We start from the raw sequence: 22,972 nt of genomic DNA on the forward strand, positions 1-22,972 counted from the left end.
TGTGCGCTCGATGTCGGTCCATCGTGCGCGCATCGGAAGGGCTTTGAAGGCTTTTGAGATTATTTGTCCGCGACTTCCCTCGATCGGACGTCCACCGCCCGGTCGACGGGTCCCACGGCCTGCGGGACGGGGGCCGGCCGGCGCCCGGATATGAGCAGGGCCGGCAGCGCCGCGGCGGCCATCGCCACGATGCCCCAGACGTAGGTGTGCTGGTAGGCGCCCGCCAGTGCCGCCGGATCGCCGGCGGCGGGGGCTTCGGCCAGCCGCCCGGCGAGCACCATCGAGATCATGGCCGGACCGATGGAGCCGGCCACCTGCGAGGTGATGTTGAGCAGGGTGGAGGCCGCCGGCGCGTCCGCCGCTCCGATGGCCCTGGTGGCCGCGGCGATGTTCGGCATCATCACCATGCCCACCCCCGCCCCCATGACGGCGAGCGCGATGCCCAACCGGAGGTAGGAGGCGCCGGGCTCGGCCTGGGCGGCGAAGGCGGCGAGTCCGGTCGCCGCCAGGAGGATCCCCGGCAGGACGATGAGCCGCGGCGGCACGCGGTCCACCAACCGGCCCGCCACCTGCATCATCGTCCCGGCGGCGAGCCCGGCGGGCGCGTACAGCAGCCCGGAGGCCAACACGGAGGTCTCGCGCACCTCCTGGTAGTACATGGGCGCCAGCAGCATCGACCCGAAGTAGCCGGTGACGAACAGCAGCATCGTCATCGCACCGACGGCCAGCGGGCGGCGCCGCAGTAGCCGCAGGTCGATCAGCGGGTCGGCGACGGTCAGCGAGCGCGCCACGAACCCGACCACCAGCACGGCTCCCGCCAGCGCGGGAAGCAGCGAGGCCGGGCTGCCGAGCCCGGACGAGCCCTCGCTGGCCCGGGTCAGCCCATAGATGACCGCGGCGAGCCCGGGCGAGAGCATCAGCAGCCCCAGCACGTCGAGCCGGCGCCCCGGCTGTGGCACGTCCTGTGGGAACACCCGGTGGGCCAGCGCCACGGTGAGCAGCCCGACCGGCAGGTTGATCAGGAACATCCAGCGCCAGGAGACCTCGTCCACGAGCCAGCCGCCGAGCACGGGGCCGGCGACCGGGCCCACCAGGATGGGGAGCCCGAGCAGCGACATCATCGCGCCCTGCTTCCCCTCCCTGGCGGCGGCCTGCATGATCACGGCCATGCCCACCGGCATCACCATGCCGCCGCCCAGGCCCTGGAGCACCCGGAAGGCGATCAGTGACTCCGCGTTCCAGGCCAGCCCGGCGAGGGCCGAGCCAAGGGTGAACACGCTCATGGCCAGCATGTAGAGGCGCCTGCTGCCGAAGCGCCCCATGGCCCAGGCGGTGGCCGGGATGACCGCGGCCAGCGCCAGGGTGTAGCCGGAGGCCACCCACTGGATCGTGGTCAGCGGCACGTCGAACTCGCGGACCAGCGGGTTCAGGGCGACGTTGACGATGGTGGTGTCCAGCACGGTCGTCAGCGCGCCGAGCACGATGACGCCGGCGACGGCGCGGGCGCTCATGAGGCGTATGGGTGTGCCGCCCGGGCATCACGCAGCGCGTGGCCCCACCAGGCGAGTTGGTCGAGCATCGTCTTGGCCGCGCGCTCGCACGCCTCGGTCTCCACGGGCCGGCCGGCGGCGTCGAACCGCTCCCAGGCGTTCTGGAAACTCACGGTGTCCCGGATGGTGACAGTGTGCAGTTCGGCGAAGACGCCCCGCAGGTGTTCGACGGCCCGCAGTCCGCCCGAGAAGGCGCCGTACGAGACGAAGGCGACGGGCTTCGCCTGCCACTCCCGGCGGTGCCAGTCGATCATGTTCTTGAGCGCGGCCGGGTAGCTGTGGTTGTACTCGGGGGTGACCACCACGAAGGCATCGGCCGCCTCCAGCCGAGGCGCCAGCGGTCCCGGCGTCGGGTCGGCGCCGTATCCGCCCATGTCCCAAGGCAGTTCCGCGTCCGCCACATCCACGACGTCCACCGCCATGTCGATTCGTCGTCCCACCTGGTCCGCGGCCCACGCCACGACGGCCGGGCCAAACCTGCCGGCTCTGGCGCTGCCGCCGATCACCGCGACGGCCAGCTCATGCCGTTCCTGCCCCATCGCCCTGTCCCCTGTCTCGAGTACTTCCGTCTTCCGGGGACGTGCCGTCCCCGTGTGGGACCCAGGCTGGTACCTCAAGGTAACTTGAAGTCAAGTGGCGGCCCGCCGACCGCCGACGACCTGGCCCGGCGGCCGCGCTCGATCGACTGGTCAGGTGAAGTTACCGTCCAGTAGGATTTCGCTGGGCTATCTTGCTAGCCCCTGCCGGCCAGGCAGCCAGCCGGGTCGCGAACCCGCCTCCGTCCGCACGCCCGAGGAGCCGCCGCCATGCAACTCGTCGCGATCGTCGTCTCGCTGGTGCTCACCGCGGTCGCCGTCGCACTGTTCGGCCGGGCCGCCGTGGAGATCGTCCGCCGTCTCCGCCTCGGCCAACCCGTGCCGAAGGGACAGCGCACCGACGCCCCCGGCCAGCGCACCCTGACCCTGGCCCGCGAGTTCCTGGGCCACACCCGGATGAACCGCTGGGCCCCCGTCGGCGTCGCGCACTGGTTCGTAGCCATCGGCTTCCTCACCCTCGGCCTGACCATCGTCCAGGCCTTCGGCCAGCTCTTCCAGGCCGACTGGACGCTCCCCGTGCTCGGGGGCATCGTCCCCTACGAGATGTACATCGAGTTCATCGCGCTGGCGACGACCCTCGGCATCGCCACCCTGATCGTCATCCGCCAGCTCAGCCTCCCCTCCCGGGCCGGCCGGAAGTCCCGATTCGCCGGATCCACGGCCTGGCAGGCCTACTTCGTCGAGTACGTCATCCTCACCATCGGCGTCTGCATCCTGCTGCTCCGCGGCCTGGAGGGCGCCCTGCACCACGTCGACGGCTACCGGCCGGCGTACTTCGTCACCTACCCCCTGGTCGCCGCCTTCGACGGCCTGTCCACGGCCGCCCTGCAGAACCTCGTCTACCTCGTCGCCCTGGTCAAGCTCGGCACCACCATGACCTGGGCCATCACCGTCGCCCTCAACACCAGCATGGGCGTGGCCTGGCACCGCTTCCTCGCCTTCCCCAACATCTGGTTCAAGCGCGAGGCCGACGGCTCGACCGCGCTCGGCCCGCTCCAGCCCATGACCTCGGGCGGCAGGCCGATCGACTTCGAGACCGTCTTCGACGAAGAGGGCGGCGAGGACACGCAGTTCGGCGTCTCCAAGATCGAGCACTTCTCCTGGAAGGGCCTGCTCGACTTCTCCACCTGCACCGAGTGCGGCCGCTGCCAGTCCCAGTGCCCCGCCTGGAACACCGGCAAGCCGCTCTCCCCCAAGCTCCTGATCATGTCCCTGCGGGACCACGCGCACGCCACCGCCCCCTACCTCCTCGCCGGCGAGAGCAACGAGACCACCGACCGCCCGCTGGTCGCCCCCGCCGCCGAGAGCGGCGTGATCGACCCCGACGTCCTGTGGTCCTGCACCACCTGCGGGGCCTGCGTCGAGCAGTGCCCCGTCGACATCGAGCACGTCGACCACATCGTCGACATGCGCCGCTATCAGGTCATGATCGAGTCCTCGTTCCCCAGCGAGGCCGGCACCATGCTGAAGAACCTCGAACGCAAGGGCAACCCCTGGGGCCTGGCCAAGAAGAAGCGCCTGGAGTGGACGCGCGAGGTCGACTTCCCGGTCCCCGTCGTCGGCCAGGACGTCGAGGACCTCACGGACATCGACTACCTCTACTGGGTCGGCTGCGCCGGCGCCCTCGAGGACCGCGCCAAGAAGACCACCAAGGCCTTCGCCGAACTCCTCCACATCGCGGGCGTCTCGTTCGCCATCATGGGCGGCGACGAGTCCTGCACCGGCGACTCCGCCCGCCGCCTGGGCAACGAGTTCCTCTTCCAGCAGCTCGGCCAGCAGAACGTGGAGACACTCAACGCCGCCGCCGCCAAGAAGATCGTCACCACCTGCCCACACTGCTTCAACACCATCGCCAACGAGTACCCCCAGCTCGGCGGCCACTTCGAGGTCATCCACCACACCCAGCTGCTCCAGCACCTCGTCGACACCGGCAAGCTGATCCCCGTCACCCCCGTCGAGGGTCTGATCACCTACCACGACCCCTGCTACCTCGGCCGCCACAACAAGGTGTACACCCCGCCGCGCGAGATCATCGGCCGCGTCCCGGGACTGCGCAACGAGGAGATGCACCGCCACAAGGAGCGCGGCTTCTGCTGCGGCGCCGGCGGCGCCCGCATGTGGATGGAGGAGCGCATCGGCAAGCGCATCAACGACGAGCGCGTCGACGAGGCGCTCGCGCTCAACCCCGACATCATCTCCACGGCCTGCCCGTTCTGCCTCGTCATGCTCACCGACTCGGTCAACGGCAAGCAGGCCGCCGCCGCGAGCGCCATCAAGGACGACCTCCGCGTCGTCGACGTCGCCCAGCTCCTGCTCGAGTCCGTCCGCGAGCCGGACGACGGCGACAGCCAGGCCCGGACGACGGCACCCGAACCGGCTCCGGAACCGGCCGGATAGCGCCCTTGTCGCGCCCGATCGGGCATGCCATGATCGCCGCGACCGGGCGGAGGGCGGGTTGCCGGAGGAGTCGAACGGGTCTGGGGAACGTCCGTCCGCGCTCGCGGCGCTGGGCGAGGCCCATCTCGGCCCCTCCGGCGCATTCCGGGTGCCGGGAAGCGGTACGTTCGTACTCGTGGCCGGTTTCAGAGACGATCGCGACGATCAGCAGCCCCCGTACGGACACCCCCCATACGGGCAGCACCCCACCTACCCGCAGCCCACCCCGGGGGGCTATCCGCCGGGCTACGGCTCGCCCGATCCCTACGCGGCACAGCCCCACGCCGGCCAGGACGACCACACCCCGGCCGGGAACGCGCCCCCGCCCGGACCACCGCTCCCCTGGAAGCAACTGCTCGTCGGCGTGATCTTCCGGCCCAGCTCCACCTTCTGGCGCATGCGGGACTACCCGATCTGGGCGCCGGCGCTGGTCGTCACCTTCCTCTACGGCCTGCTCGCCGTCTTCGGCCTGGACAGCGCCCGTGAGTCCGTCCTCGACTCGACGGCCTCCACGCTGGCGCCCTACCTGCTGATCACCGGCGTGGTCATGGTGCTCGGCGCCCTGCTGCTCGGCACGGTCACCCACAACCTGGCGCGACAGTTCGGAGGCAACGGCATCTGGGCCCCCACGGCCGGCCTCGCCATGCTGGTCATGACGCTGTCCGACGTGCCGCGGCTCGCCCTCGCCCTCTTCCTCGGCGGTGCCAACCCCGTTGTCCAGCTGGTCGGTTGGGCCACCTGGCTCTTCGCCGGCCTGCTGTTCACCATGATGGTCAGCCGATCCCACGAGATCCCCTGGCCACGCGCGCTGGCCGCCTCGGCGATCCAGCTGCTCGCCGTCCTGATGCTGGTCAAGTTGGGCACCCTCTAGCCACCCTGTAGCCTCGGGGCGTGCTGCTGTCAGACAAGGACATCCGGACGCAAATCGACTCCGGACGGGTACGGATCGAGCCATACGACCCGGTGATGGTCCAGCCGTCGAGCATCGACGTACGGCTGGACCGCTACTTCCGGGTCTTCGAGAACCACCGCTACCCGCACATCGACCCGGCCACCGAACAGCCCGATCTGACCCGCATGATCGAGCCCCCCGGCGACGAGCCCTTCATCCTCCACCCCGGGGAGTTCGTCCTCGCCTCGACCTACGAGGTGATCACCCTCCCCGACGACATCGCCTCCCGCCTCGAGGGCAAGAGCTCCCTGGGCCGCCTGGGACTCCTCACCCACTCCACGGCCGGCTTCATCGACCCCGGCTTCTCCGGCCACGTCACGCTCGAGCTCTCCAACGTGGCCACCCTCCCCATCAAGCTGTGGCCGGGCATGAAGATCGGCCAACTCTGCTTGTTCCGCCTGACCTCCCCGGCCGAGCACCCCTACGGCTCGGCCGAGGTCGGCTCCCGCTACCAGGGCCAGCGCGGCCCTACGCCGTCCCGCTCCTACCTGAACTTCCACCGAACGCGGACGTGACGCCCCCCACCGGCACCGCACTCCGCAACCGCGCACACCGTGGACACCGCAACAACCGCCCGGGCCCGATCCGCTCACTCCCCAACTGCTGCAAGGGGAACCGCGACGTACTGAACACGTGCCCCTCGGCACAGCGAACAACGGTGACGCTCTCGAAGGCTGCCTGCAACGCTTCCCTCTCCCTGCTTCGGATGACGACCGCCACCCTAGGGGAAGACACCGACACCACCCCCGCAGCCACTCCGGCGTACCCCACCGCCCCCCACATGCGGTAAGCTGACCCCGGCGAGCAGCCCTCACGGCTGCTCCCGGCGGGCGTAGTTTAATGGTAGAACATGAGCTTCCCAAGCTCAGAGCGCGAGTTCGATTCTCGTCGCCCGCTCCAGTAGGTAAGGCCCAGGTCAGGGACATGGTCCCTGACCTGGGCCTTTCGTGGTCGACCTTCTTTTGCCTGTGTGCCTGCTGCCTGCGGAGGTGGCTCAACGTTCCGCGCCGGTTCCGTTCCAGCCTAGGGTTCGTCGCTCAGCCACTGCCGCAGCGCGGCTGCTTTCCCTGGCCGCCCCAGGAGAATGTACGCCCGCTCCCACACCACCGGATCGGCCAGTGGCAGCCCTCTCCAGGACCCGGTCACCCGCGCAGGCAACGACACGACCTCGTCCGCAGACCGTAAAGCGAACCCCACCAGCAGGTCGATTGAGTGGTCCCCACCGTCGACGACCAACCGGCGCCGTGTCGCGTACAGTCGGCCGCCGCCGGTCGCATCTGAGAACAGGAACCCGTCTTCGTCCAATGCCTCGCGTACCGCGTCCTCCGGGGAGTCAACAGTCAGATCCCAGTCATGAGCGGTCTCGGCGAGCCCTAGCGCTACAAGTAGCCCTGACCCCCCGAGTGCTGGCTCCATACCGCGCACCCGCAAACTCCGGACAATGCGCCTCACGACGTCGGTGGGTGGGGTTCGCATGGAAGCAGCGTACCCAGTGGCGCAGGTGTCTACTGCGGTGTTAGCGGCGACAGAGCGGCGCTCTGACGAACTGGCGCGAGCGTGCGTGCATGTCCCGGAGGATGCCAAGGCAGAACTTGTCCCACGACATCCCACCCGGTGCCCGATCCGTGCCCGTCAGGTCGGTCAACCAAGGCCAACATCGGGTGCGATGACGAACCCAAGGGCTCGCCCTGGCACCCGTCTTACCTGGTCAAGCTCATAAGTGTGCAGGTTGCTGCGGTGATTCCCAAGCTCAGAGCGCGAGTTCGATTCTCGTCGCCCGCACCAGAGGGAACCCCGGGTCAGCGGCCTGGGGTTTACTTGTTGCCTGGTCCAATTTCAGGGTTTACACGCCCTCCGCGCGCCCGGTCGAGGCAAAGCGGGTACCCAGGGATGCCACGGGCCACTTCAGCCAACTCGGCCCTCAAGCTTCTCGAATAGCGAGAGTCATTTCCTGTGACCCGTGTCACTGACGTACGTGATGTCTGCGAAGTCGCTCATACAAAGCAGCAGTTCACGGTGGAGCGTGCGCCCCCTCGCTAGCGGCTCCCCGAACCCACCTCCTTCGCCCGGTCCGCGGCGCGGGGACGCGCACGGCCCCGACTACGTCATGGCGTCGCGAACCATGGCGGTGTCGACGAACTGCTCGAAGCGGACGATCAGGCCGCCGCGGACCACGAAGTGGTGGGCGACGCGCACGTCGATCGGCTTTCCGGTGGCCTTGTTGGTCGCGGTGTAGCGGGCGAGGACGACGACGTTCTCGCCCTCGGCGACATAGGTGTCGTCGTGCGCGGTCCAGCCGTCCCACTCCCTGCCCAGCTGCTCCATGACGTGGGAGGTGACCCCGTCGGGAGTGCGGTACGTGCCGGCGAGAGGGAAGCCTGCCATCTCCTTCCACTCCACGTCCGGGGCGAGGGTGGCGCGCAGGGCCTCCAGGTCGCCGGCCGCGGAGGCCAGGTACTGGCGGCGGACCACGTCGGCCGGTGCCGTGGAGGTCGCGAAGTCGGCGTGCTCATACGTCATGGCACTCAGCCCCACGTCATCTCGCCCTTGGCGACCTTCGCCCCGAGCTTGGCGGCGATGAGCATGCCGTTGTCGGGATAGCGCCTGACGAGCGCCTCGGTCAGCGTCGCGCCGTCGGGCGCCTTGCCAAGCTCCTCCTCAAAGGCGACGAGGTAGTCGCGGGTGGCGGTGATGGCTGAGGCGTCGGCCGCCGAGCCGGGCAGACGGTGGCCGGGGACGACCAGCTCCGGCTGAAGGGAGGCCATCTCGTCCAGCAGTTCGATCCAGACGGAGCGGTGCTCGGGGGTGGGGGTGTCGGCGACCCAGACGTGCTCCTGCTGGAAGAGCAGGACACCGCCGAGGAGGGCGCGGTACTCGGCCTGCCACAGGTAGTGGCGGTCGGGCAGGCCGGCCGGGCCGCCCTTGAGCTCGAAACGGTGCCCCTCCAAGGTGAGGTCGCCGGTCAGCGGGGTGAGGTCGATCAGGCGGGTGGGCAGGTTCGGGCCGAGGGCCGCCCAGGCCTTGAGCTTGCCTTCGTAGGAGTGCTGGATGTGCTCGATGACGATCGGGGTGGCGACGAAGGTGGCGTCGGGGAAGGCGTCGGCGAGGACCTCGGCGCCGAAGTAGAAGTCGGGGTCGCCGTGGCTGACGAAGACGGTGGTCAGCTTCTTGCCGGAGTCGAGGATCTCGGCGGCGAGGCGGTGGCCGTCGGCGCGGGTGAAGGCGGCGTCGACCAGCAGGGCCTCCTGCTCACCGGTGACGAGCGTGGCGGTCTTGTTCTTGCTGCCGGTCGGGAAGTCGAGGTCGAGGACCTTGAAGGAGAGGGTGCTCATGCGGGGCCTCCTGGGGATGGAATTCAGTGGGTGGGGGCGGTGTTCAGGGCGGCCAGTCGCCGGTCGATCTCGTCGGCGGTGGCGTGGCCACGGGCCAGGGGGACGACCCGGTCGCCGTCGACGGCGAGCAGGGTGGGGAAGCCGGTGACGCCGAGCTCGGCGGAGCGGCGGAAGTCGTCCGCTGCCGCGTGGTGCGCCTCGGGCGCGTCGAAGGCGGCGACGACGGCGTCGGCGTCCAGCCCGGCCTCTTCGGCGACCCTCCGGTGGGTCCCCGGGTCGGAGAGGCTGAGGCCGTCGACGTAGAAGGCCCGCTGGAGTGCGCCAGCCAGTTCCGCCGCGCGGTCGGGGGCCTCCCGGCGCAGGGCTGCGACGCCGCGTGCGGCGGCCTCGGAGTCCATGACGAACGCCCCGTCGGCGATCAGCCGCTCGTAGCCCTCGCCGAACTCGGCGCCGGTCAGCTCGGCGATCTTGGCGTTGGCACCCTGGACGTAGCCGAACTCGCGGATCGGCACCCGGCGTGGCCCGGTGAACAGACCGCCGGAGACCACCTCGACCGGCAGCGCGGGATGACGGGAGACGGTCTCGCGCAGAGTTCCGGAGAACCCGTGCGACCAGCCGCAGTAGGCATCGAAGACGTAGACGAGCTTCATTCGAAGGTCCCAGCAAAGGTGTGGCGCCCGCCGGATGCGAGCAGTTCGCCTGACGAAACAGTAACTGATAAGTCAGATATTCCCGCGACACCCCATCGGTGTGACGACAGCCACACCAGCGAACCCGATGTCAGCGCGTCAGGGAAACGCAGGGCCGCGGCCCGGAGGGCCGTTCATGGCAGGCGGGGCAGTTCGTCCCGGGCGGAGTGGCTCAGGATCCGCAGATCCTCGGCGAACCGTTCCCGGTTCTCGGGTGGCAGCGGCGCCAGGAAGTAACGCCGGATGTTCTCCACGTGCACCCGGGACGCCCGCACCGCGGTCTCTTCCCCCAACCGGGTCAGCCGTACCAGTCGCCCACGCCTGTCACCGGGGTCCTCGGCGCGCTCCACCAGCCCGGCCGCCTCCATCCGGTCCACCAGACGCGTGGCCCCGCCTGTGGTCAGCACCTGCTCCTGGGCGATGGCCCGCATCGGCAGCCCGGAGCCACCCGCCCGCCCGAGGATGAGCAGCACCTCGAACATCAGATGGCTGATGCCGCACTCCAGCTCCAGCGACCGCCCGAGGATGTACTCCAGCCGGTTCGCCGCCCCCTGCAACCGCCCGAACGCCAGTACCAGCGCATGGTCCGCAGCCTCCTTCGGCGACGAGATCTCCGTCGGCTCTTCCACGTTGTTCCCCCCACCCGGCTGGTCCTCCGCACCATGCATCCACTGATCATGCCTCGTGCGACCCTGGGCGCTCACCTCGTCGGAACACGTCAGTCACGGGCTGCCAGAACACACCGCCCAGGCGCACAGGCAGGCAGGGAAACGGACGATCGATTCCGACCCGTCCGCGTCCTGGTCGACATGAGTCACGGGATCCCCGATGTACCGCCGCGCCCGCACGGGCTCCGCTCCGGCCGAAAGCTGGCGCCTGCGACAGGCCTCCCGCCCCGGCTGCAGGGACCTTCCGCCTCCCGTGGGCGTCAAAAACGGCCGCGAGGCACCCGTGCCCCATCGGTGCCCTTCAGAGCGGTCAGCACCAGTCCCCAGCGGTGCGATCAGGGCTTCGCGAGTGCGTCAACGGGGCAGCCGTTTCCGCGGGTCAGAGGCGATTTGATGGCGCTGGCACCGGTGGTGCCCAAGCTCAGAGCGCGAGTTCGATTCTCGTCGCCCGCTCCAACGGTTAAGGCCCAGGTCAGGGACATGATCCCCAGCCTGGGCCGTTGTGTTGTCCGGGCCGGATCAGCCCTCGCGTGCCCGTTCCGGGCCCGATCCGGTGGGGAACCCTGGTCATCCGCGGGCTCGGCAGGCGGGCCGACGGCACCGGCCGAGGGCCTATCAGGGGTCGGTCACGGAGGTTTCGGCGATCACCTCGCCGTTCGCGTCGTAGGCGATGACCCGGAAATCAAGAGCGAAGTCCGGGTGATGGCTGACGTCGAGATAGTAGACGCCCCAGCCCGACTCCCCTGCCAGCGTGACCACGGTGGCCGGATACGTGACGCCCTGCCCCTCGGGCGCGACCACGATCCGCGATGGCGTCCCATCCAGCCGCCAGGCGCCCTCGACCAGCAGGACCGCGCCGGCGTCTTCGCGGTAGCCGGCGCTGATGCTGTCGGGGTTGATGTTGTTGCCGGGGTAGTGCTTGGCGGCCTCGATGTCCTCGTCGAAGTACTCCGGGGAGGAGACCACGTAGTTCTGGTCGCCCTCGGGCAGCAGCCCCATCACAACGTCGTCGTTGATCACGATCCGCTCGTAGGGCCGAACCTCCACCGGCGCGACGCCGTCGTCGCCGTGAGGGAACGCCGCATCGCGCGTGGCCGCGGGCGGCGCGGTTCCATCGGGCCCGCCGGACCCCGCGTCGGTCGGTAGCCACACCAGCCCGGCCGCCAGCACCGCCGCCAGCACGCCCGCCGTTCCCGCGCCCGCCGCCGCCACCCGGCGCCGGAACCGGAGTGCGCGGCCCCGGCGGATCATCTCCTCCACCGGCGCCGGCACGGCCGCCGCCGCCTCCGCTGCCCGGCGCAGTTCCTCAACGAGCTCTGGCCCGTTCTTCCACTCCGACACGGATCCTCACCTCCTGTCCTGTCTCCGGCGCGCGCAGGTCCCGGACCGCCGGGTCGGCGCGCAGTTTCTCCAGTCCACGCGCCGACCGACTGCGCACCGTTCCCACCCGGATGCCGAGCAGCGAGGCGACCTCGGTCTCGGTCCGGTCCTCGACGTAACGCAGCACGACGGCGGCGCGCTGCCGCGGCGGGAGTCGTTGCAGCGCGGCCGTCAGCACGTCCCGGGCGAGGACGTGGTCGACCCGGTCTCGGACGGTCTGGTCCGGGAACCGGGAGGTCAGCCACTCGGGCAACCGCAGCCCACGGATCCGGTCGCGATTGGCGTTGATCAGGATCCGCCACACGTAGGCGTCCGGATCGGTCGCCTGCGTCACGCGGGCCCATCGCGCGTACGCCTTGACCAGCGCCAACTGCGCCAGGTCCTCCGCGTCGTGGTGGTGGCCGGTCAGCAGGTACGCGGTCCGCAGCAGCCGGGGCCACCGGCTGACCGCGAAGGTCCTGAAGTCGGCATCGTGGGCTTCGGGTGCACGAGTCATGGGAATCGTCGGATGTCTCGTCAGAGGTCTAGGGAGACCTCGAACTCGCTGAACACCTCGCCGTCCGCGTCGGTCGCGGTGATGGTGTACGTGTCGACGCCGTCAATCTCCCACCGGGCGGGGTCGAAGTAGAAGGTGCCCCAGCCGTCCTCGTTCTTCAGCGCCACCGGCTGCGCCCCGTAGCCCCAGTCCTGGCCCTCCGGGGTGACCGCGATGAACGGCACGCCCTCGTCCAGCCGCCAGACGCCCTCGATCAGGGTGATCTCGCCGTCCTCGCCGTAGATGCCGGCACCGACGCTGTTGGGGCGGATGCCGCTGCCGGGGTAGTGCTTGGCGGCCTCGATGTCCTCGTCGAAGTACTCGGGGGAGGAGACCACGTAGTTCTGGTCACCCTCGGGCAGCAGCCCCATCACGAAGTCGTCATTGATCACCACTCGCTCGTAGGGCCGAACCTCGATCAGGTCCATCCCGCCGGCCTGGGCTCCCTGCGGGAGGAGCACCACTATCGCGGCGGCAGCGGCGCCGCTGAACAGGGCGCGCTTGAGAGTCGGTTGTCCGGTCATGAACCCTCCAAGGGGTATCTCGTTGGTCGTTCATGACTCAGACGCCGGCCGTCGGCCGAATCTATCCATCGTCCCCGTCAACATCTCTCCACCGTCCCGGTCAGCGCAGGCCGGGCGGCCGCAGCGAGCCCCCCACAGACGTGCAGGCATGTTGGCAGTTCTCGTCGCCGACTCCTACGACGAAGGCCCAGGTCGGGGCCACGATCCCTACCTGGGCATCGCCTGTCTCCGGGCGTGGTGCTGACGAGAGCGCAGGTCCAGGGCGCCAACGGTCCGCGCCGGGTGCCGACGACGTGGTGACAGGGATCAGCGTCCCGCCAGTTCCTCGACGATCGGAGCGAACGTCTCCATGTCGTCGAGGAGGAAAGAACTGATGCCGAGGCGTTCACGCAGGTCGATGAACTTCTGTGTCAGTTCCTTGACGGAGCCGATGAACACGTGCGGGGACTCCATGATCTCCTCGACGGTGAGCTCGACGCCGGTGCGCTCGCGGAGTTGGTCGGCTCGTCTGCGGGCCTCGGCCTTGGCGTCGTTGGTGAGGACCATGGGGCCGCCGGTCGGGTAGCTGTTCAGCTCGAGTTCGGGGAAGCGGTCGCCGGCCGCCTCGCGGATCCAGCCGATCTTCTCCTCGGTGGCCGCGACCGTGATGCTCGGTGCGTCGAGGGTCGGCAGGCCCTTCTCGTCCCTCCGGAGCCGGGGGGCCAGGCCGATGATCTGTGCCTCCCTGGCGGCCAGCGTCAGCAGTCGCCTGCCTCCGCCGCCGATGAAGATCGGTGGGTGCGGGCGCTGGACCGGCTTGGGCTGCGCGTCGTAGTCGGTGATGGTGTAGTGCTCGCCGTCGAGGGAGAACCTCTCGTCGCCGAAGCAGCCCTTGAAGACCCGGATCGCCTCGGTGAGTTTGGCGACCCGGGTGCCGACGGGCTCGAAGGGGATGCCGATCGCGTCGTGCTCCGGCCTGTTCCAGCCGGCGCCGAGGCCGATCTCCAGGCGTCCGCCGGAGAGCCGGTCGACGGTCGCGAGCTCCTGGGCCAGGACCGCGGGGTGCCGAAGGTTGTTGTTGAACACGAAGGTGCCGACCCGGAGCCTCTCGGTCGCGGCGGCCGCGGCGGTGAGGAGGGGGACCGGCGCGTACTGGGCCAGGAGGTGGTCCGGGGCCATCAGGGCGCTGTAGCCGATCGACTCCGCGCGACGCGCGAAGGCGGCCAGGCTTGGGCCATCGGGCAGTTCGTCGACCGCGGTGAGGAAGCGAAAGGGACGCATCGCGTCATCGTGCCGAAGTCGCGCGGCGAGCACCAGGGGGAACGTGGTCGTCGGGGCGGAGCAGGAGGTGGAGGCCGGGTGCTCCGGCGAGGACGGTCATGGTGAGCACCGAGGTCGCGAGGCCGGCGTGGGTGAGGAGGGGGGCGGCCAGCGCCGCGCCGAGCGGCGGGGTGCCCTGCATCAGGGTGCGCAGCGCGGCGAACGAACGGGCGTGCAGTTCGGGTGGGATGCGGCGCATCCGCAGGGACTGGGCCCACACGGTCATCGGCGCGCTCAGCAGGCCGACTCCAAAGAACGCGGCGGCCACCACCGGGGGCCGGGCGACGTCGAGCACCGGTAGCACGGACAGGGCGGCGCCGACCTGGCACAGGCCGATCCGCCGCACCGACGCCCGGCCCAGGTGGCCGCCGCCCGCCAGTGCCGCGCCGGTGAACTCGCCCGCCGCCATGGCCGCGACCAGCAGGCCGAGCGAGGCGGCGCCGCCGGTCAGTTCGTGCTTCACCAGCCATGGCCCGACGACCAGCAGCAGCATGCCCTCGGCCACGTTGAACAACATGAACGCGAGCGTGGTGGTCACGATGACCCGGTCGCGGCCGACGGTCCTCAGGGGCTGTCCTGCCGTGCCGTCCGTGGGGCGCGAGCGCCGGGGCGGCAGTGGCGTCCTGAGGGTCGCCGCCGCGCCCGCGAGGACGAGGTAGGTGAGGGCGTCGATGAGCAGCACGGTGGGGGCGCCGACGGTTCCGACGAGGATCCCGGCGGCGGCAGGGCCGACGACGGTGGCCACGCTGAAGCTCAGCGACTCCAGCGCGTTCGCCCCGTCGAGGTCCGGCTCATCGACGAGTTGGGGGATCGCGGCGGGGAACGCCGCGAGCGGCACCATCTTGAGCAGCCCGTAGACGCCCGCCACGACGAACGGCAGGGTGGTCGGCACCTCTCCCAGGGCGGCGGCGAGCGGTACGGAGGCCACGCACGCCGCCCGGAAGAGGCTGTCGCCGATCAGCAGGGCGCGCTTGTCCAGGCGGTCGAGCAGCGGTCCCACGGCCAGCCCGCCCAGGACGACGGGCGCGGTGAAGCACACGCCGAGCAGACCGAGCTGTGCCGTGCCGCCGCGGTCGATGACCAGCCAGGACAGGGCCAGGAACGTCATGCCGTCGCCGAGCGTCGACACCGAGGTGCCGAGCCAGAGCCGTCCGAACCCGCCCGACCGCAGGACCCGCGCGTAGACCCTCATCGGACCCCGTGCCCCTCTCCGACCAGGTGCGTGACGGCGTAGGAGCGCCACGGGCGCCAGCGGCCGGCGCGTTCCTCGAGTGCGGTCGGTGGTGCGGCGCCGCGGAGGGCCGGGTCCTCGAAGCTGAAGGCGTCGGGGTCCCCGAGCGCGTGCCTCCTGACGCGCTGTGCGGTCCAGGGGCTGACGCCGGGCAGGGCCGCGAGTCTGGCCGTGGTCTCGTCCCGGTCGGCGTCGCGGTCCAGGGAGATGTCGCCGTGGGCCACCGCGCGGGCCAGCCCCCGGATGGCGGCGGTGAGGGCGGGGCCGCCGAGGACGGCGTCCGTCAGCGCGGGCGCCGTCGGGAACAGGGCGGCCGGCTCCCCGTCCGGTGCGGCGACGGTCTCGCCGTACCTTTGGACCAGTCGCCGGCACAGCTGCCGGGCCTCCGGGGGCGGCGCGTGCTGCTCGGTGAGCGCGCGGACCGCGAGTTCGAACCCGTCGACGCAGCCGAGTACGCGCACCCCCGGGGTGGCCAGGACCAGCGGGCCGATGAGGGGGTCCGCGCCCAGCACCTGGGCGATGGCGGCCGGATCGGCGTCCAGGTCGAGCAGGTCACGGCAGCGCCGCACGGCCGCCGTGACGTCGCGCAGGTCCTCGAGCCACAGGCGGAGCGTGACGTGCTGACGAGGGGCCCGCAGGTCGAGCTCCGACCATCCGGTGCCACGCGGAAGGCGCAGCGTGCGGCGGTACCGCGCGTGGTCCGCCCGCTCGATCCCGGGGACGGCGCGGGCGCGCAGCCAGGCGAGCAGCGAGGCGGCGGCCAACGGCGGGCGGTAGCGGAGCCGCAGCACCAGCGGCCCGGCGGGGCGCGCCGGGCCGGGTTGGCCGCGCACCGTGCGCAGTTGGCTCGGCGCGCAGCCGAACGCGGCCCGCATCCCGTCGTTGAACTGACGGATGCTCGAGTACCCGGCGGCGAACGCCACGTCGGCCATGGGCAGCGCGCTGGACTCGATGAGCAGGCGGGCGACCTGGCTCCTGCGGTTCACGGCGAGCGCGAGCGGTCCGGCCCCGACCTCCGCGACCAACTGCCGGTGCAGGTGCCGCTCGCTGACCGCGAGTCGCCGTGCCACGCCGGCCACGCCCACCTCGTCGACGGCCCCGCCGGCGATCAGCCGCAGCGCGCGGGCCACCAGGTCGCCGCGGACGTTCCAGTCGCGCGATGACGGGGCGGCGTCGGGGCGGCAGCGACGGCAGGCCCGGAAGCCGGCCGCCTCGGCCGCCGCCGGGACGCGGAAGAAGCGGACGTTCTCCGGCTTCGGGGTGCGCGAGCCGCACACCGGGCGGCAGTAGACGCCGGTCGTCGCGACGGCGACGTAGAAGTTCCCGTCGAACCGCGCGTCACGGCTGGCCATGGCCCGGTAGCAGGTATCGAAGTCGAGCACCCGTGCATTGTCACGGCGGTTCCAGGGGGCGGTCTGGCGGTGATCGGACCGGGAGATGCGCCGGGAGACGCCCGTCGAGCCGGGCCGCCAGGACCGCTCGGCGGCCACGCGCCGAACTGTGGACTGGGGTCTCACATGCCGGACGACGGGTTTTCCTGGGCCTTTCTTTCGGCTACTTTGCCGTTCAGGTCAAGAGTGCCAGCGCGAAGTCCCGGCTAGCTGGCCGGCAACCCTCCAGCACGGTGGGGTGCCCCCGGGAAGAGGACCCGGCTGCGGTGCTGCGGCAAGCGTGCTCTCCCTGAGCTCTCGCCATGCGAGAACTCCGTCTTGTTTCCTGGACGTCTTCGAGCTGTTTGCCTCGTGCCCCGGCCGCCAGTGAGCAGGCTTGACGAGGCGGAGTTCATGAGCACCACGCACCAGGACGACATCGGGCGGCTGGCCGGGTTGGGGGAGCGGATCGAGGCGGCGCGGGCCGTCAAGCCGTTGGTGGGGCGGCGGGCCCAGGAGGCCGGGGAGGCGCTGTTCGGTGAGGAGGTGCCGGTGCGGCGGGGGTTGGCCGCGTTGGCCGCGCGGTGGCACGGGGCCGAGGAGTTGGTACGTGAGCACGCGGGGCGCGGTGGTGACGCGGCGCTGTGGGGCGACGAGCCGCCGGAGGACCCCGCGCTGCGGGCGGCGGTGGCGCATGTCGATCTGATCACCGTGTCGCCGGCGTTGGCCACCCGCGCGGATCTGGAGCGGCTGGTCGAGGCGGGGTGGTCGACGGACGAGGTCGTGGCGATCTCCCAGGTCGCGGCGTTCACCGCGTTCCAGGCGCGGGCCGTGCGGGGGCTCCGGCTGGTCGAGGGCCGTGGGACGGCCGGGGCGGCGCCGCCGGCGCGGGAGAGGCCGGGGCGTGGGCGGGTCAAGAGCACCGCGCGGGCGGCGTCCAACGGGCGTGCCCGGCCGGTGGAGTACACCAGGGAGTTGCTGTCCTGGACGGCGTGGGTGGAGCCGGTGCCGACCGAGGAGCTCACGGAGGAGCAGGAGGCGTCGTTCCGGGGCAAGACCAACGGCGAGTACTTCCGGTTGCTGGCCAGGCTGCCCCGGGTCCTGGCGGCCCGCACCGCGCTGGACGCCGCGATCTTCGCCACGACCGAGGGACTGCCGCGCGCCGAGCGTGAGTTGGCCGCCGCCGCGACCAGCAAGGTGACCGACTGCGTGTACTGCGCCTCGGTGCACGCCAGGAAGTCCGCCCAGATGTCCAGGCGACCGGCGGACGTGGACCGGCTGCTCGGGGTCTCGTTGGCGCGGGACACCGACTGGCTGCCCCTGGCCACCACCCCGCTGGCCGAGGGCCAGGACCCCCGCTGGGCCGCGATCGTCGAGTTCGCCGCGGCGCTCGCCACCACCCCGGTCAGCGCCACCACCGCGCACGTGGACCGGCTGCGCGCCGAGGGGCTCACCGACGTCGAGTTGACCGACCTGGTGCTGGCCACGGCCTTCTTCGCCTGGGCGAACCGGCTGATGCTCAGCCTCGGCGACCCCTACTGGCCCTGACCCCACCGAAGCAACAGAACGGAACCGTCATGAGACAACGCCTGTCCGCCCTGGCCGCCGCGACCGCTGTCGCACTGTTCGCCGGCGCCTGCGGCACCGTCACCACCGAGGGCGAAACGGAGGAGGCCGGTGGCGCCGAACGCCAGGGGGCGCTCACCGTCGTGGACGACGCCGGCCGCACCGTGGAGCTCGACGGGCCGGCCGAGCGTGCCGTGGTGCTGAACAGCTACGGCAACGAGTTCGCCCAGGCCATCGGCGCGGGCGACCGGGTCGTGGGCTACGACCGCGTCTCGCAGACCCGGCTTCCCTACCTGGACATCCCCGACGACGAGGTGATCAGCGAGGACCTCCAGGAGATCAACTACGAGGCGGTCGTCGAACTCGACCCCGACGTGTTCATCGTGCCCCGCAACGGGGCCTGGCAGGAGGCCAGCGAGCAGCTCGAGCCCTTCGGCATCCCCGTGGTCGTGGCCACCGCCTGGGACTTCGACGTGTTCCACGAGACCATCGACCTGCTGGGCGAGGTGTTCGGCGAGCCCGAGGGGGCGGAGCGGGTCTCCGGCTTCTACGACGAGATCTTCGGACTGATCGAGGAGCGGGTGGCCGGCACCGAACCGGTGCGCGTGTACTGGGAGACCGAGCAGCCCTACCTCACCGGCCTGCCGGGCTCCGGCTTCGACCAGATCATCGTGGCCGCCGGCGGCGAGAACATCTTCGGCGACCTGGACACCGGCGGGGACGAGCAGGCCGAGACCACGGTGGACCCCGCGTCGATCCTGGAGCGCGACCCGGAGGTCGTGGTCCACGAGTTCGGGCCCTCCGCCGAGCCCACGGGCCAGGGGCGGTTCGACACGCTGAGCGGGGAACTGTTCGGCCGGGCCGGCTGGCGGGACCTCTCGGCGGCCCGCGACGACCGCGTCTTCGTGACCAACGGCTGGGCCACCAGCGGCCTGTCCAAGGCGCTCGGGGCGCTCTACCTGGCGAGCTGGCTGCACCCGGAGGAGTTCGCCGACGTCGATCCCGGCGACTATCTGGCGCGGTGGGCCGAGGAGTTCCAGGGGCTGGGCACGGAGTTCCCGGGCGAGGACGCGTACGTCCAGAGGGTGAGCTGACGCGAGATGTCCATCTCAACCAGTGGACAGACGGAGCAGGCGGGGCAGCCGGAACGGACGGTCAAGGCCCGCCCCGCCCGCCGCCCCTGGACGGGCCGCCCCGCGGTGCTGTGGGGCGGGACGGTGCTGTCCTTCCTCGTCATCGCCTGGTGCGTCACGGCCGGGACTGCCGACGCGGACCTGCTCGACGTGTGGCGCGCGGTGCGCCTCCGCGTCTTCGGCGGCGTGCTGGAGCGGGACTTCGCCCAGACGTACTCCGTCATCATCAACCTGCGGCTGCCCCGGGTGCTGCTCGCCTTCGTGGCCGGCGCCGCGCTGTCGATGGCGGGTGTGGTGATGCAGGGCCTGCTGCGCAACCCGCTGGTCAGCCCGTTCACGCTGGGCGTCTCGCCGGCCGCGGCCTTCGGCGCCGCGCTGGCGATCCTCCTCACCGGCGGGTCCGCCGGCTCGGGGTCCTGGCTGGTCATCGGCAGCGCGCTTGGCACCGCGCTGGCCGTCTCGGCGCTGGTACTCGGGCTCGCGTCCGCCAAGGCGATGTCCGCCGCCACCCTGCTCCTGCTGGGCATCGCGCTCACCCAGCTCTTCGAGGCGATGACCGCCGCCCTCCAGTTCGTCGCCGACGAGAACACCCTCCAGGCGATCGTGCGGTGGACCTTCGGCTCGGTCAACGACGCCGACTGGCACGACGTCCTGGTGGTCGGGGCCTGCGTGCTGGCCGCCCTGCCGCTGCTGCTCTGGTTCAGCCGCGACCTCAACGCCATCGCGTTCGCCGGCGACGACGCGGCCAAGAGCCTCGGCGTGAACGTGACGGCGGTGCGGGTGGGGCTCATCGTGGTCTCCGTGGTGCTGGCCGCGGTCGTGGTGTCCTTCTGCGGCGTGATCGGCTTCGTCGGCCTGGTGGGTCCGCACATCGCCCGCCTGGCCATCGGCGCCGACCACCGCTACCTGCTGCCGTTCTCCTTCCTCACCGGTGGCCTGCTGCTGGTGGTCGCGGACACCGTGGGGCGTACCGTGCTGGCGCCTTCGGTGATTCCCGTCGGCATCGTCGTCGCCTTCATCGGCGCCCCGGTGTTCATCAACCTCATCCTGACCAGGAGGGCCGCACAGTGAGTCTCGAAGTCGCGTCGGTCCGGTTCGCCTACCGGCGTGCCCCGGTCCTCGAGGGCGTCGACCTGCGGGTGGCGGAGGGCGGTTTCTGCGCCCTGCTCGGCCCGAACGGTTCCGGCAAGTCGACCCTAACCAAGATCATCGCCAGGGTGCTCCCCCCGGCCGGCGGCACCGTCTCCTTCGGCGGCCGGGACCTGCTGGCCGTCTCCCGCCGCGAGCACGCCCGCGTGGTCGCCTACGTCCCGCAGTCGGGGGCGACGCCGTTCGAGCAGACCGTGCGGGAGGCCGTGCTGCTCGGCCGCACCCCGCACATCGGGCTGCGCCCCACCCGGCGGGACTGGGAGATCGTGGACACCGCGATCGACCGGCTCGGCCTGACCGAGCTGACCGACCGCCCGCTGTCCCAGCTCTCCGGCGGCCAGGCGCAGCGGGTGCTCATCGCGCGCGCCCTGGCGCAGCAGCCCCGGGTGCTGCTGCTCGACGAGCCCACCTCCGCGCTCGACCTGCGCTACCAGATCGAGACGCTACAGATCGTCCGCTCGGTGACCAGGGACGAGGGCGTCACCGCGCTGATCGCCATTCACGACCTCAACCACGCGGCGCACTTCTGCGACCAGGCGGTCCTGCTGGACGGCGGTCGGGTCGTCGCCGACGGGCCGCCGGCCGAGTCGTTCGACGCGGCCGTGCTCAGCCGGGTGTACGGGCTCGACGTGCGGGTCTCCCGGGGCGCGGACGGCGTGGAGGTGCGGCCCGCCGCGCTGGAACCGGCCGTGGGCGCCCAGGTCATGGCCGCGCCGAAGGAGCCGGCGTGACAGCCGCCGCCTTCGACGCGGTCGTGGTGGGGGGCGGGCCCCGCGCGGTCGCCGTCGTGGAGCGGCTGACGGCCCGACATCCGGCCGGCGCGCCGCCGGTGCGGGTGGCCGTGGTGGACCGGGTGGAGGTCGGCGCCGGCGCCACCTGGCGCACGGACCAGTCCCCGCTGCTGCTCAACAACACCTACAGCGCCCACACCACCATCTACACCGACGACTCCACGCCGATGACAGGACCGGTGACGCCCGGCCCCGACCTGATCACGTGGGCGCGCGAGAGCAGCCCGCCGCCGGACCGTCCCGCGTGGGTGGCCGAGGAGGCGGCCGAGTTGCGTCCGTGGTCGTATCCGAGCCGCCGGATCCAGGGGGTCTACTACCGGGAGCAGTTGGCCCGGGCCGAGGCCGCGGGGCGGGTGGCGGTCACGCGGGTGGTCGGCACGGCGGTGGACCTGGTGCGGGCCCCGGAGGGGACCCGCACCGTCCGGCTGGCCGACGGCCGCGGGCTGACGGGCCGCGTCGTGGTGCTGGCCCAGGGGATGGTCCAGGCGAAGCGCTCGCCGCGGGTGCGGTCCCTGGTGGCGGCCGCTGAGCGGCACGGCCTGGTCTACATCGAGCCCGGCATGCCGGCGGAACGCGACTGGGACCTGGTGCCGGCCGGCGAGACCGTGCTGGTGGCCGGCCTCGGCGCGAACTTCTTCGACGTGGTCGCGCTGCTCACCGAGGGGCGCGGCGGCGGCTTCGAGCCGGCCGGGGACCCGGCGCGGCCGGCCCGGCTGCGCTATCTGCGAAGCGGCCGCGAGCCGCGCCTGGTGGCGGGCTCGCGGCGCGGCCTGCCTTACCGGTCGAAGGCGACCTACCCGACGGGCTTCCCGCCCCGCTACGAGCCCCGGTTCGCCACCCGCGACTGGTTCGAGCGGGTGGCCGCCGTGCCCGGGCAGGACTTCCGCCGTGACGTGTGGCCGCAGCTCGCCAGGGAGTTCGCCTGGGCCCATCTCGCCACGCTGCTCACGCACCGCCCGGACGCGCTGGTGCCAGGTGCGGCCGAGGAGGAGTTGCTCGACCGGCTGCGGTCGGCGGAGCGTGCCGAGGAGGTGGACGACGTCGTCGCGGGGGCGGTGGCCGCCCGCTGGGCGCTGTCCGTGGAGCGGCTCGACCGGCCGCCCGCGCCGGGTCCGGTGAGCGGGGAGACCTGGCGGCGGTGGGTGCGCGAGTACGTCGACGACGAGCTGGACGCGATGCACGCCCCCCTCACCCACCCGCGCAACACCGTCAACCGCGCCATGGCGGCGGTACGCGGCCCGGTGCGGAGGCTGGTGACGCGCGGCGCCCTGGACGGCGGCAGTGTGGCGCGGGATGTCGACGGCTGGTTCACCGCGCTCGGACTCGCCCTGGCGTCCGGGCCGCCGCCGCACCGCACCGCCCGGGTGCTCGCCCTGATCGACGCCGGGGTGCTCGAACTGCTCGGCGAGGACGCCTCGGTGACGTACGAGGACGGCGCGTTCGTCGGCCGGTCGGCGGTGCGGCGGGAGGCGCCGGTGCGGGCCCGGGCGTTCGTGGAGACCCGCATGTCCAAGGGGATCGTCACCCACACCGACGATCCCCTGCTGGACGCGCTGCTGCGCCGGGGCCGGGCGCGGCTGCACCACTGGCCGAGCGAGCAGGGCCCGCCCGTGTCCAGCGGCACCCTGGACGTGACCCCGGACGGCTTCCACCTGTTGGGCGCCGACGGCGTCGCCGACGAGCGGGTGATCGTGCTGGGGATCCCGGCTGAGGGGGTGCAGCCAGGCTCGGCGATCGGCGCCACCCCGGGGACCCCGTCGCCGCTGCTGGC

At 71.6% G+C, this 22,972-nt stretch carries 21 protein-coding genes, 1 tRNA gene and 1 riboswitch; of the genes, 9 read left to right on the top strand and 13 right to left on the bottom strand.

All coding sequences use genetic code 11. The annotated features are described in order from the left end of the window. Positions 1 to 59: 59 nt before the first annotated feature. Positions 60 to 1,511, bottom strand: coding sequence for a DHA2 family efflux MFS transporter permease subunit (locus E1265_RS04140; RefSeq protein WP_132928826.1), 1,452 nt, complete (start codon positions 1,509 to 1,511; stop codon positions 60 to 62). After that, positions 1,508 to 2,089: an NAD(P)H-dependent oxidoreductase gene (locus tag E1265_RS04145; RefSeq protein WP_132928827.1), complete on the bottom strand. Its 582-nt coding sequence runs from the start codon at positions 2,087 to 2,089 to the stop codon at positions 1,508 to 1,510. Before E1265_RS04145 ends, E1265_RS04140 begins: the two co-directional genes overlap by 4 nt. Before the next feature lie 267 nt (positions 2,090 to 2,356). On the opposite strand from E1265_RS04145, the gene E1265_RS04150 reads away from it, so the two are divergent. The 3 genes from E1265_RS04150 (at position 2,357) to dcd (ending at position 6,049) form a co-directional block, all read left to right on the top strand. Further along, a complete protein-coding gene (locus E1265_RS04150) occupies positions 2,357 to 4,543 on the top strand; it encodes a (Fe-S)-binding protein (protein ID WP_132928828.1) in 2,187 nt (728 codons plus the stop codon). Positions 4,544 to 4,718: 175 nt separating this feature from the next. After that, positions 4,719 to 5,453 (top strand): YIP1 family protein, encoded by a 735-nt coding sequence (locus E1265_RS04155; RefSeq protein ID WP_243740521.1) that lies wholly within the window; start codon positions 4,719 to 4,721, stop codon positions 5,451 to 5,453. A 20-nt stretch (positions 5,454 to 5,473) separates the two neighbouring features. After that, the gene (dcd, locus tag E1265_RS04160; RefSeq protein WP_132928829.1) at positions 5,474 to 6,049 is read left to right on the top strand and encodes a dCTP deaminase; all 576 of its coding nucleotides are present in this window, start codon (positions 5,474 to 5,476) and stop codon (positions 6,047 to 6,049) included. Here the strand turns inward: dcd and E1265_RS38600 are convergent. Beyond that, on the bottom strand, positions 6,003 to 6,218 hold the full coding sequence (locus E1265_RS38600) for a hypothetical protein (RefSeq protein ID WP_132928847.1): 216 nt from the start codon (positions 6,216 to 6,218) through the stop codon (positions 6,003 to 6,005). The two genes, dcd and E1265_RS38600, sit on opposite strands and share 47 nt — an antisense overlap. A 142-nt stretch (positions 6,219 to 6,360) precedes the next feature. Here E1265_RS38600 and E1265_RS04170 point away from each other — a divergent pair. Next, positions 6,361 to 6,434 (top strand) — tRNA-Gly (locus E1265_RS04170). A 1,200-nt stretch (positions 6,435 to 7,634) separates the two neighbouring features. On the opposite strand, the gene E1265_RS04175 is transcribed toward E1265_RS04170, so the two are convergent. The 10 genes from E1265_RS04175 to E1265_RS04220 all read right to left on the bottom strand — a co-directional run bounded on the left by E1265_RS04175 (position 7,635) and on the right by E1265_RS04220 (position 16,574). After that, on the bottom strand, positions 7,635 to 8,054 hold the full coding sequence (locus tag E1265_RS04175) for a nuclear transport factor 2 family protein (RefSeq protein WP_132928830.1): 420 nt from the start codon (positions 8,052 to 8,054) through the stop codon (positions 7,635 to 7,637). A gap of 5 nt (positions 8,055 to 8,059) precedes the next feature. After that, complete coding sequence (locus tag E1265_RS04180; RefSeq protein WP_132928831.1) at positions 8,060 to 8,866, bottom strand: MBL fold metallo-hydrolase; 807 nt, start codon at positions 8,864 to 8,866, stop codon at positions 8,060 to 8,062. 23 nt (positions 8,867 to 8,889) lie between these two features. Then, positions 8,890 to 9,516 (bottom strand): DsbA family protein, encoded by a 627-nt coding sequence (locus E1265_RS04185; protein WP_132928832.1) that lies wholly within the window; start codon positions 9,514 to 9,516, stop codon positions 8,890 to 8,892. A gap of 173 nt (positions 9,517 to 9,689) precedes the next feature. Beyond that, a complete protein-coding gene (locus tag E1265_RS04190) occupies positions 9,690 to 10,223 on the bottom strand; it encodes a MarR family transcriptional regulator (protein WP_132928833.1) in 534 nt (177 codons plus the stop codon). Between the two features lie 615 nt (positions 10,224 to 10,838). Then, complete coding sequence (locus E1265_RS04195) at positions 10,839 to 11,564, bottom strand: hypothetical protein (RefSeq protein WP_132928834.1); 726 nt, start codon at positions 11,562 to 11,564, stop codon at positions 10,839 to 10,841. Beyond that, complete coding sequence (locus E1265_RS04200) at positions 11,530 to 12,099, bottom strand: SigE family RNA polymerase sigma factor (RefSeq protein WP_132928835.1); 570 nt, start codon at positions 12,097 to 12,099, stop codon at positions 11,530 to 11,532. Before E1265_RS04200 ends, E1265_RS04195 begins: the two co-directional genes overlap by 35 nt. A 20-nt stretch (positions 12,100 to 12,119) precedes the next feature. After that, the gene (locus E1265_RS04205; protein WP_132928836.1) at positions 12,120 to 12,662 is read right to left on the bottom strand and encodes a hypothetical protein; all 543 of its coding nucleotides are present in this window, start codon (positions 12,660 to 12,662) and stop codon (positions 12,120 to 12,122) included. Positions 12,663 to 12,968: 306 nt separating this feature from the next. Beyond that, the gene (locus E1265_RS04210; protein WP_132928837.1) at positions 12,969 to 13,922 is read right to left on the bottom strand and encodes a TIGR03621 family F420-dependent LLM class oxidoreductase; all 954 of its coding nucleotides are present in this window, start codon (positions 13,920 to 13,922) and stop codon (positions 12,969 to 12,971) included. Between the two features lie 4 nt (positions 13,923 to 13,926). Next, the gene (locus E1265_RS04215; RefSeq protein ID WP_132928838.1) at positions 13,927 to 15,153 is read right to left on the bottom strand and encodes an MFS transporter; all 1,227 of its coding nucleotides are present in this window, start codon (positions 15,151 to 15,153) and stop codon (positions 13,927 to 13,929) included. Next, positions 15,150 to 16,574 (bottom strand): AlkA N-terminal domain-containing protein, encoded by a 1,425-nt coding sequence (locus E1265_RS04220; protein ID WP_347877151.1) that lies wholly within the window; start codon positions 16,572 to 16,574, stop codon positions 15,150 to 15,152. Before E1265_RS04220 ends, E1265_RS04215 begins: the two co-directional genes overlap by 4 nt. Before the next feature lie 187 nt (positions 16,575 to 16,761). Next, positions 16,762 to 16,870: riboswitch (SAM riboswitch) on the top strand. 106 nt (positions 16,871 to 16,976) lie between these two features. Here E1265_RS04220 and E1265_RS04225 point away from each other — a divergent pair. The 5 genes from E1265_RS04225 to E1265_RS04245 form a co-directional block, all read left to right on the top strand. Then, complete coding sequence (locus tag E1265_RS04225) at positions 16,977 to 18,110, top strand: peroxidase-related enzyme (RefSeq protein WP_132928839.1); 1,134 nt, start codon at positions 16,977 to 16,979, stop codon at positions 18,108 to 18,110. Between the two features lie 29 nt (positions 18,111 to 18,139). After that, the gene (locus tag E1265_RS04230; RefSeq protein WP_132928840.1) at positions 18,140 to 19,222 is read left to right on the top strand and encodes an ABC transporter substrate-binding protein; all 1,083 of its coding nucleotides are present in this window, start codon (positions 18,140 to 18,142) and stop codon (positions 19,220 to 19,222) included. Between the two features lie 6 nt (positions 19,223 to 19,228). Next, positions 19,229 to 20,332, top strand: a complete 1,104-nt coding sequence (locus tag E1265_RS04235; RefSeq protein WP_132928841.1) for an iron ABC transporter permease — start codon at positions 19,229 to 19,231, stop codon at positions 20,330 to 20,332. Beyond that, positions 20,329 to 21,141, top strand: coding sequence for an ABC transporter ATP-binding protein (locus tag E1265_RS04240; protein WP_132928842.1), 813 nt, complete (start codon positions 20,329 to 20,331; stop codon positions 21,139 to 21,141). Before E1265_RS04235 ends, E1265_RS04240 begins: the two co-directional genes overlap by 4 nt. Further along, a partial coding sequence (locus E1265_RS04245) for an FAD/NAD(P)-binding protein (protein WP_132928843.1) occupies positions 21,138 to 22,972 on the top strand: 1,835 nt, incomplete at its 3' end. The genes E1265_RS04240 and E1265_RS04245, both read left to right, overlap by 4 nt.

Source organism: Streptomyces sp. 8K308, from assembly GCF_004348315.1.
In the GTDB taxonomy this organism is placed as follows: Bacteria; Actinomycetota; Actinomycetes; order Streptomycetales; family Streptomycetaceae; genus Streptomyces.

Bases quoted from the DNA above. Each gene is read 5' to 3' on its own strand.
- E1265_RS04230 (WP_132928840.1), top strand. From the start codon at position 18,140: ATGAGACAACGCCTGTCCGCCCTGGCCGCCGCGACCGCTGTCGCACTG.
- E1265_RS04210 (WP_132928837.1), bottom strand. From the start codon at position 13,922: ATGCGTCCCTTTCGCTTCCTCACCGCGGTCGACGAACTGCCCGATGGC.
- E1265_RS04140 (WP_132928826.1), bottom strand. From the start codon at position 1,511: ATGAGCGCCCGCGCCGTCGCCGGCGTCATCGTGCTCGGCGCGCTGACG.
- E1265_RS04150 (WP_132928828.1), top strand. From the start codon at position 2,357: ATGCAACTCGTCGCGATCGTCGTCTCGCTGGTGCTCACCGCGGTCGCC.
- E1265_RS04185 (WP_132928832.1), bottom strand. From the start codon at position 9,516: ATGAAGCTCGTCTACGTCTTCGATGCCTACTGCGGCTGGTCGCACGGG.
- E1265_RS04225 (WP_132928839.1), top strand. From the start codon at position 16,977: ATGAGCACCACGCACCAGGACGACATCGGGCGGCTGGCCGGGTTGGGG.
- E1265_RS04145 (WP_132928827.1), bottom strand. From the start codon at position 2,089: ATGGGGCAGGAACGGCATGAGCTGGCCGTCGCGGTGATCGGCGGCAGC.
- E1265_RS04235 (WP_132928841.1), top strand. From the start codon at position 19,229: ATGTCCATCTCAACCAGTGGACAGACGGAGCAGGCGGGGCAGCCGGAA.
- E1265_RS04190 (WP_132928833.1), bottom strand. From the start codon at position 10,223: ATGCATGGTGCGGAGGACCAGCCGGGTGGGGGGAACAACGTGGAAGAG.
- E1265_RS04215 (WP_132928838.1), bottom strand. From the start codon at position 15,153: ATGAGGGTCTACGCGCGGGTCCTGCGGTCGGGCGGGTTCGGACGGCTC.
- E1265_RS04180 (WP_132928831.1), bottom strand. From the start codon at position 8,866: ATGAGCACCCTCTCCTTCAAGGTCCTCGACCTCGACTTCCCGACCGGC.
- E1265_RS04200 (WP_132928835.1), bottom strand. From the start codon at position 12,099: ATGACTCGTGCACCCGAAGCCCACGATGCCGACTTCAGGACCTTCGCG.
- E1265_RS04205 (WP_132928836.1), bottom strand. From the start codon at position 12,662: ATGACCGGACAACCGACTCTCAAGCGCGCCCTGTTCAGCGGCGCCGCT.
- E1265_RS04175 (WP_132928830.1), bottom strand. From the start codon at position 8,054: ATGACGTATGAGCACGCCGACTTCGCGACCTCCACGGCACCGGCCGAC.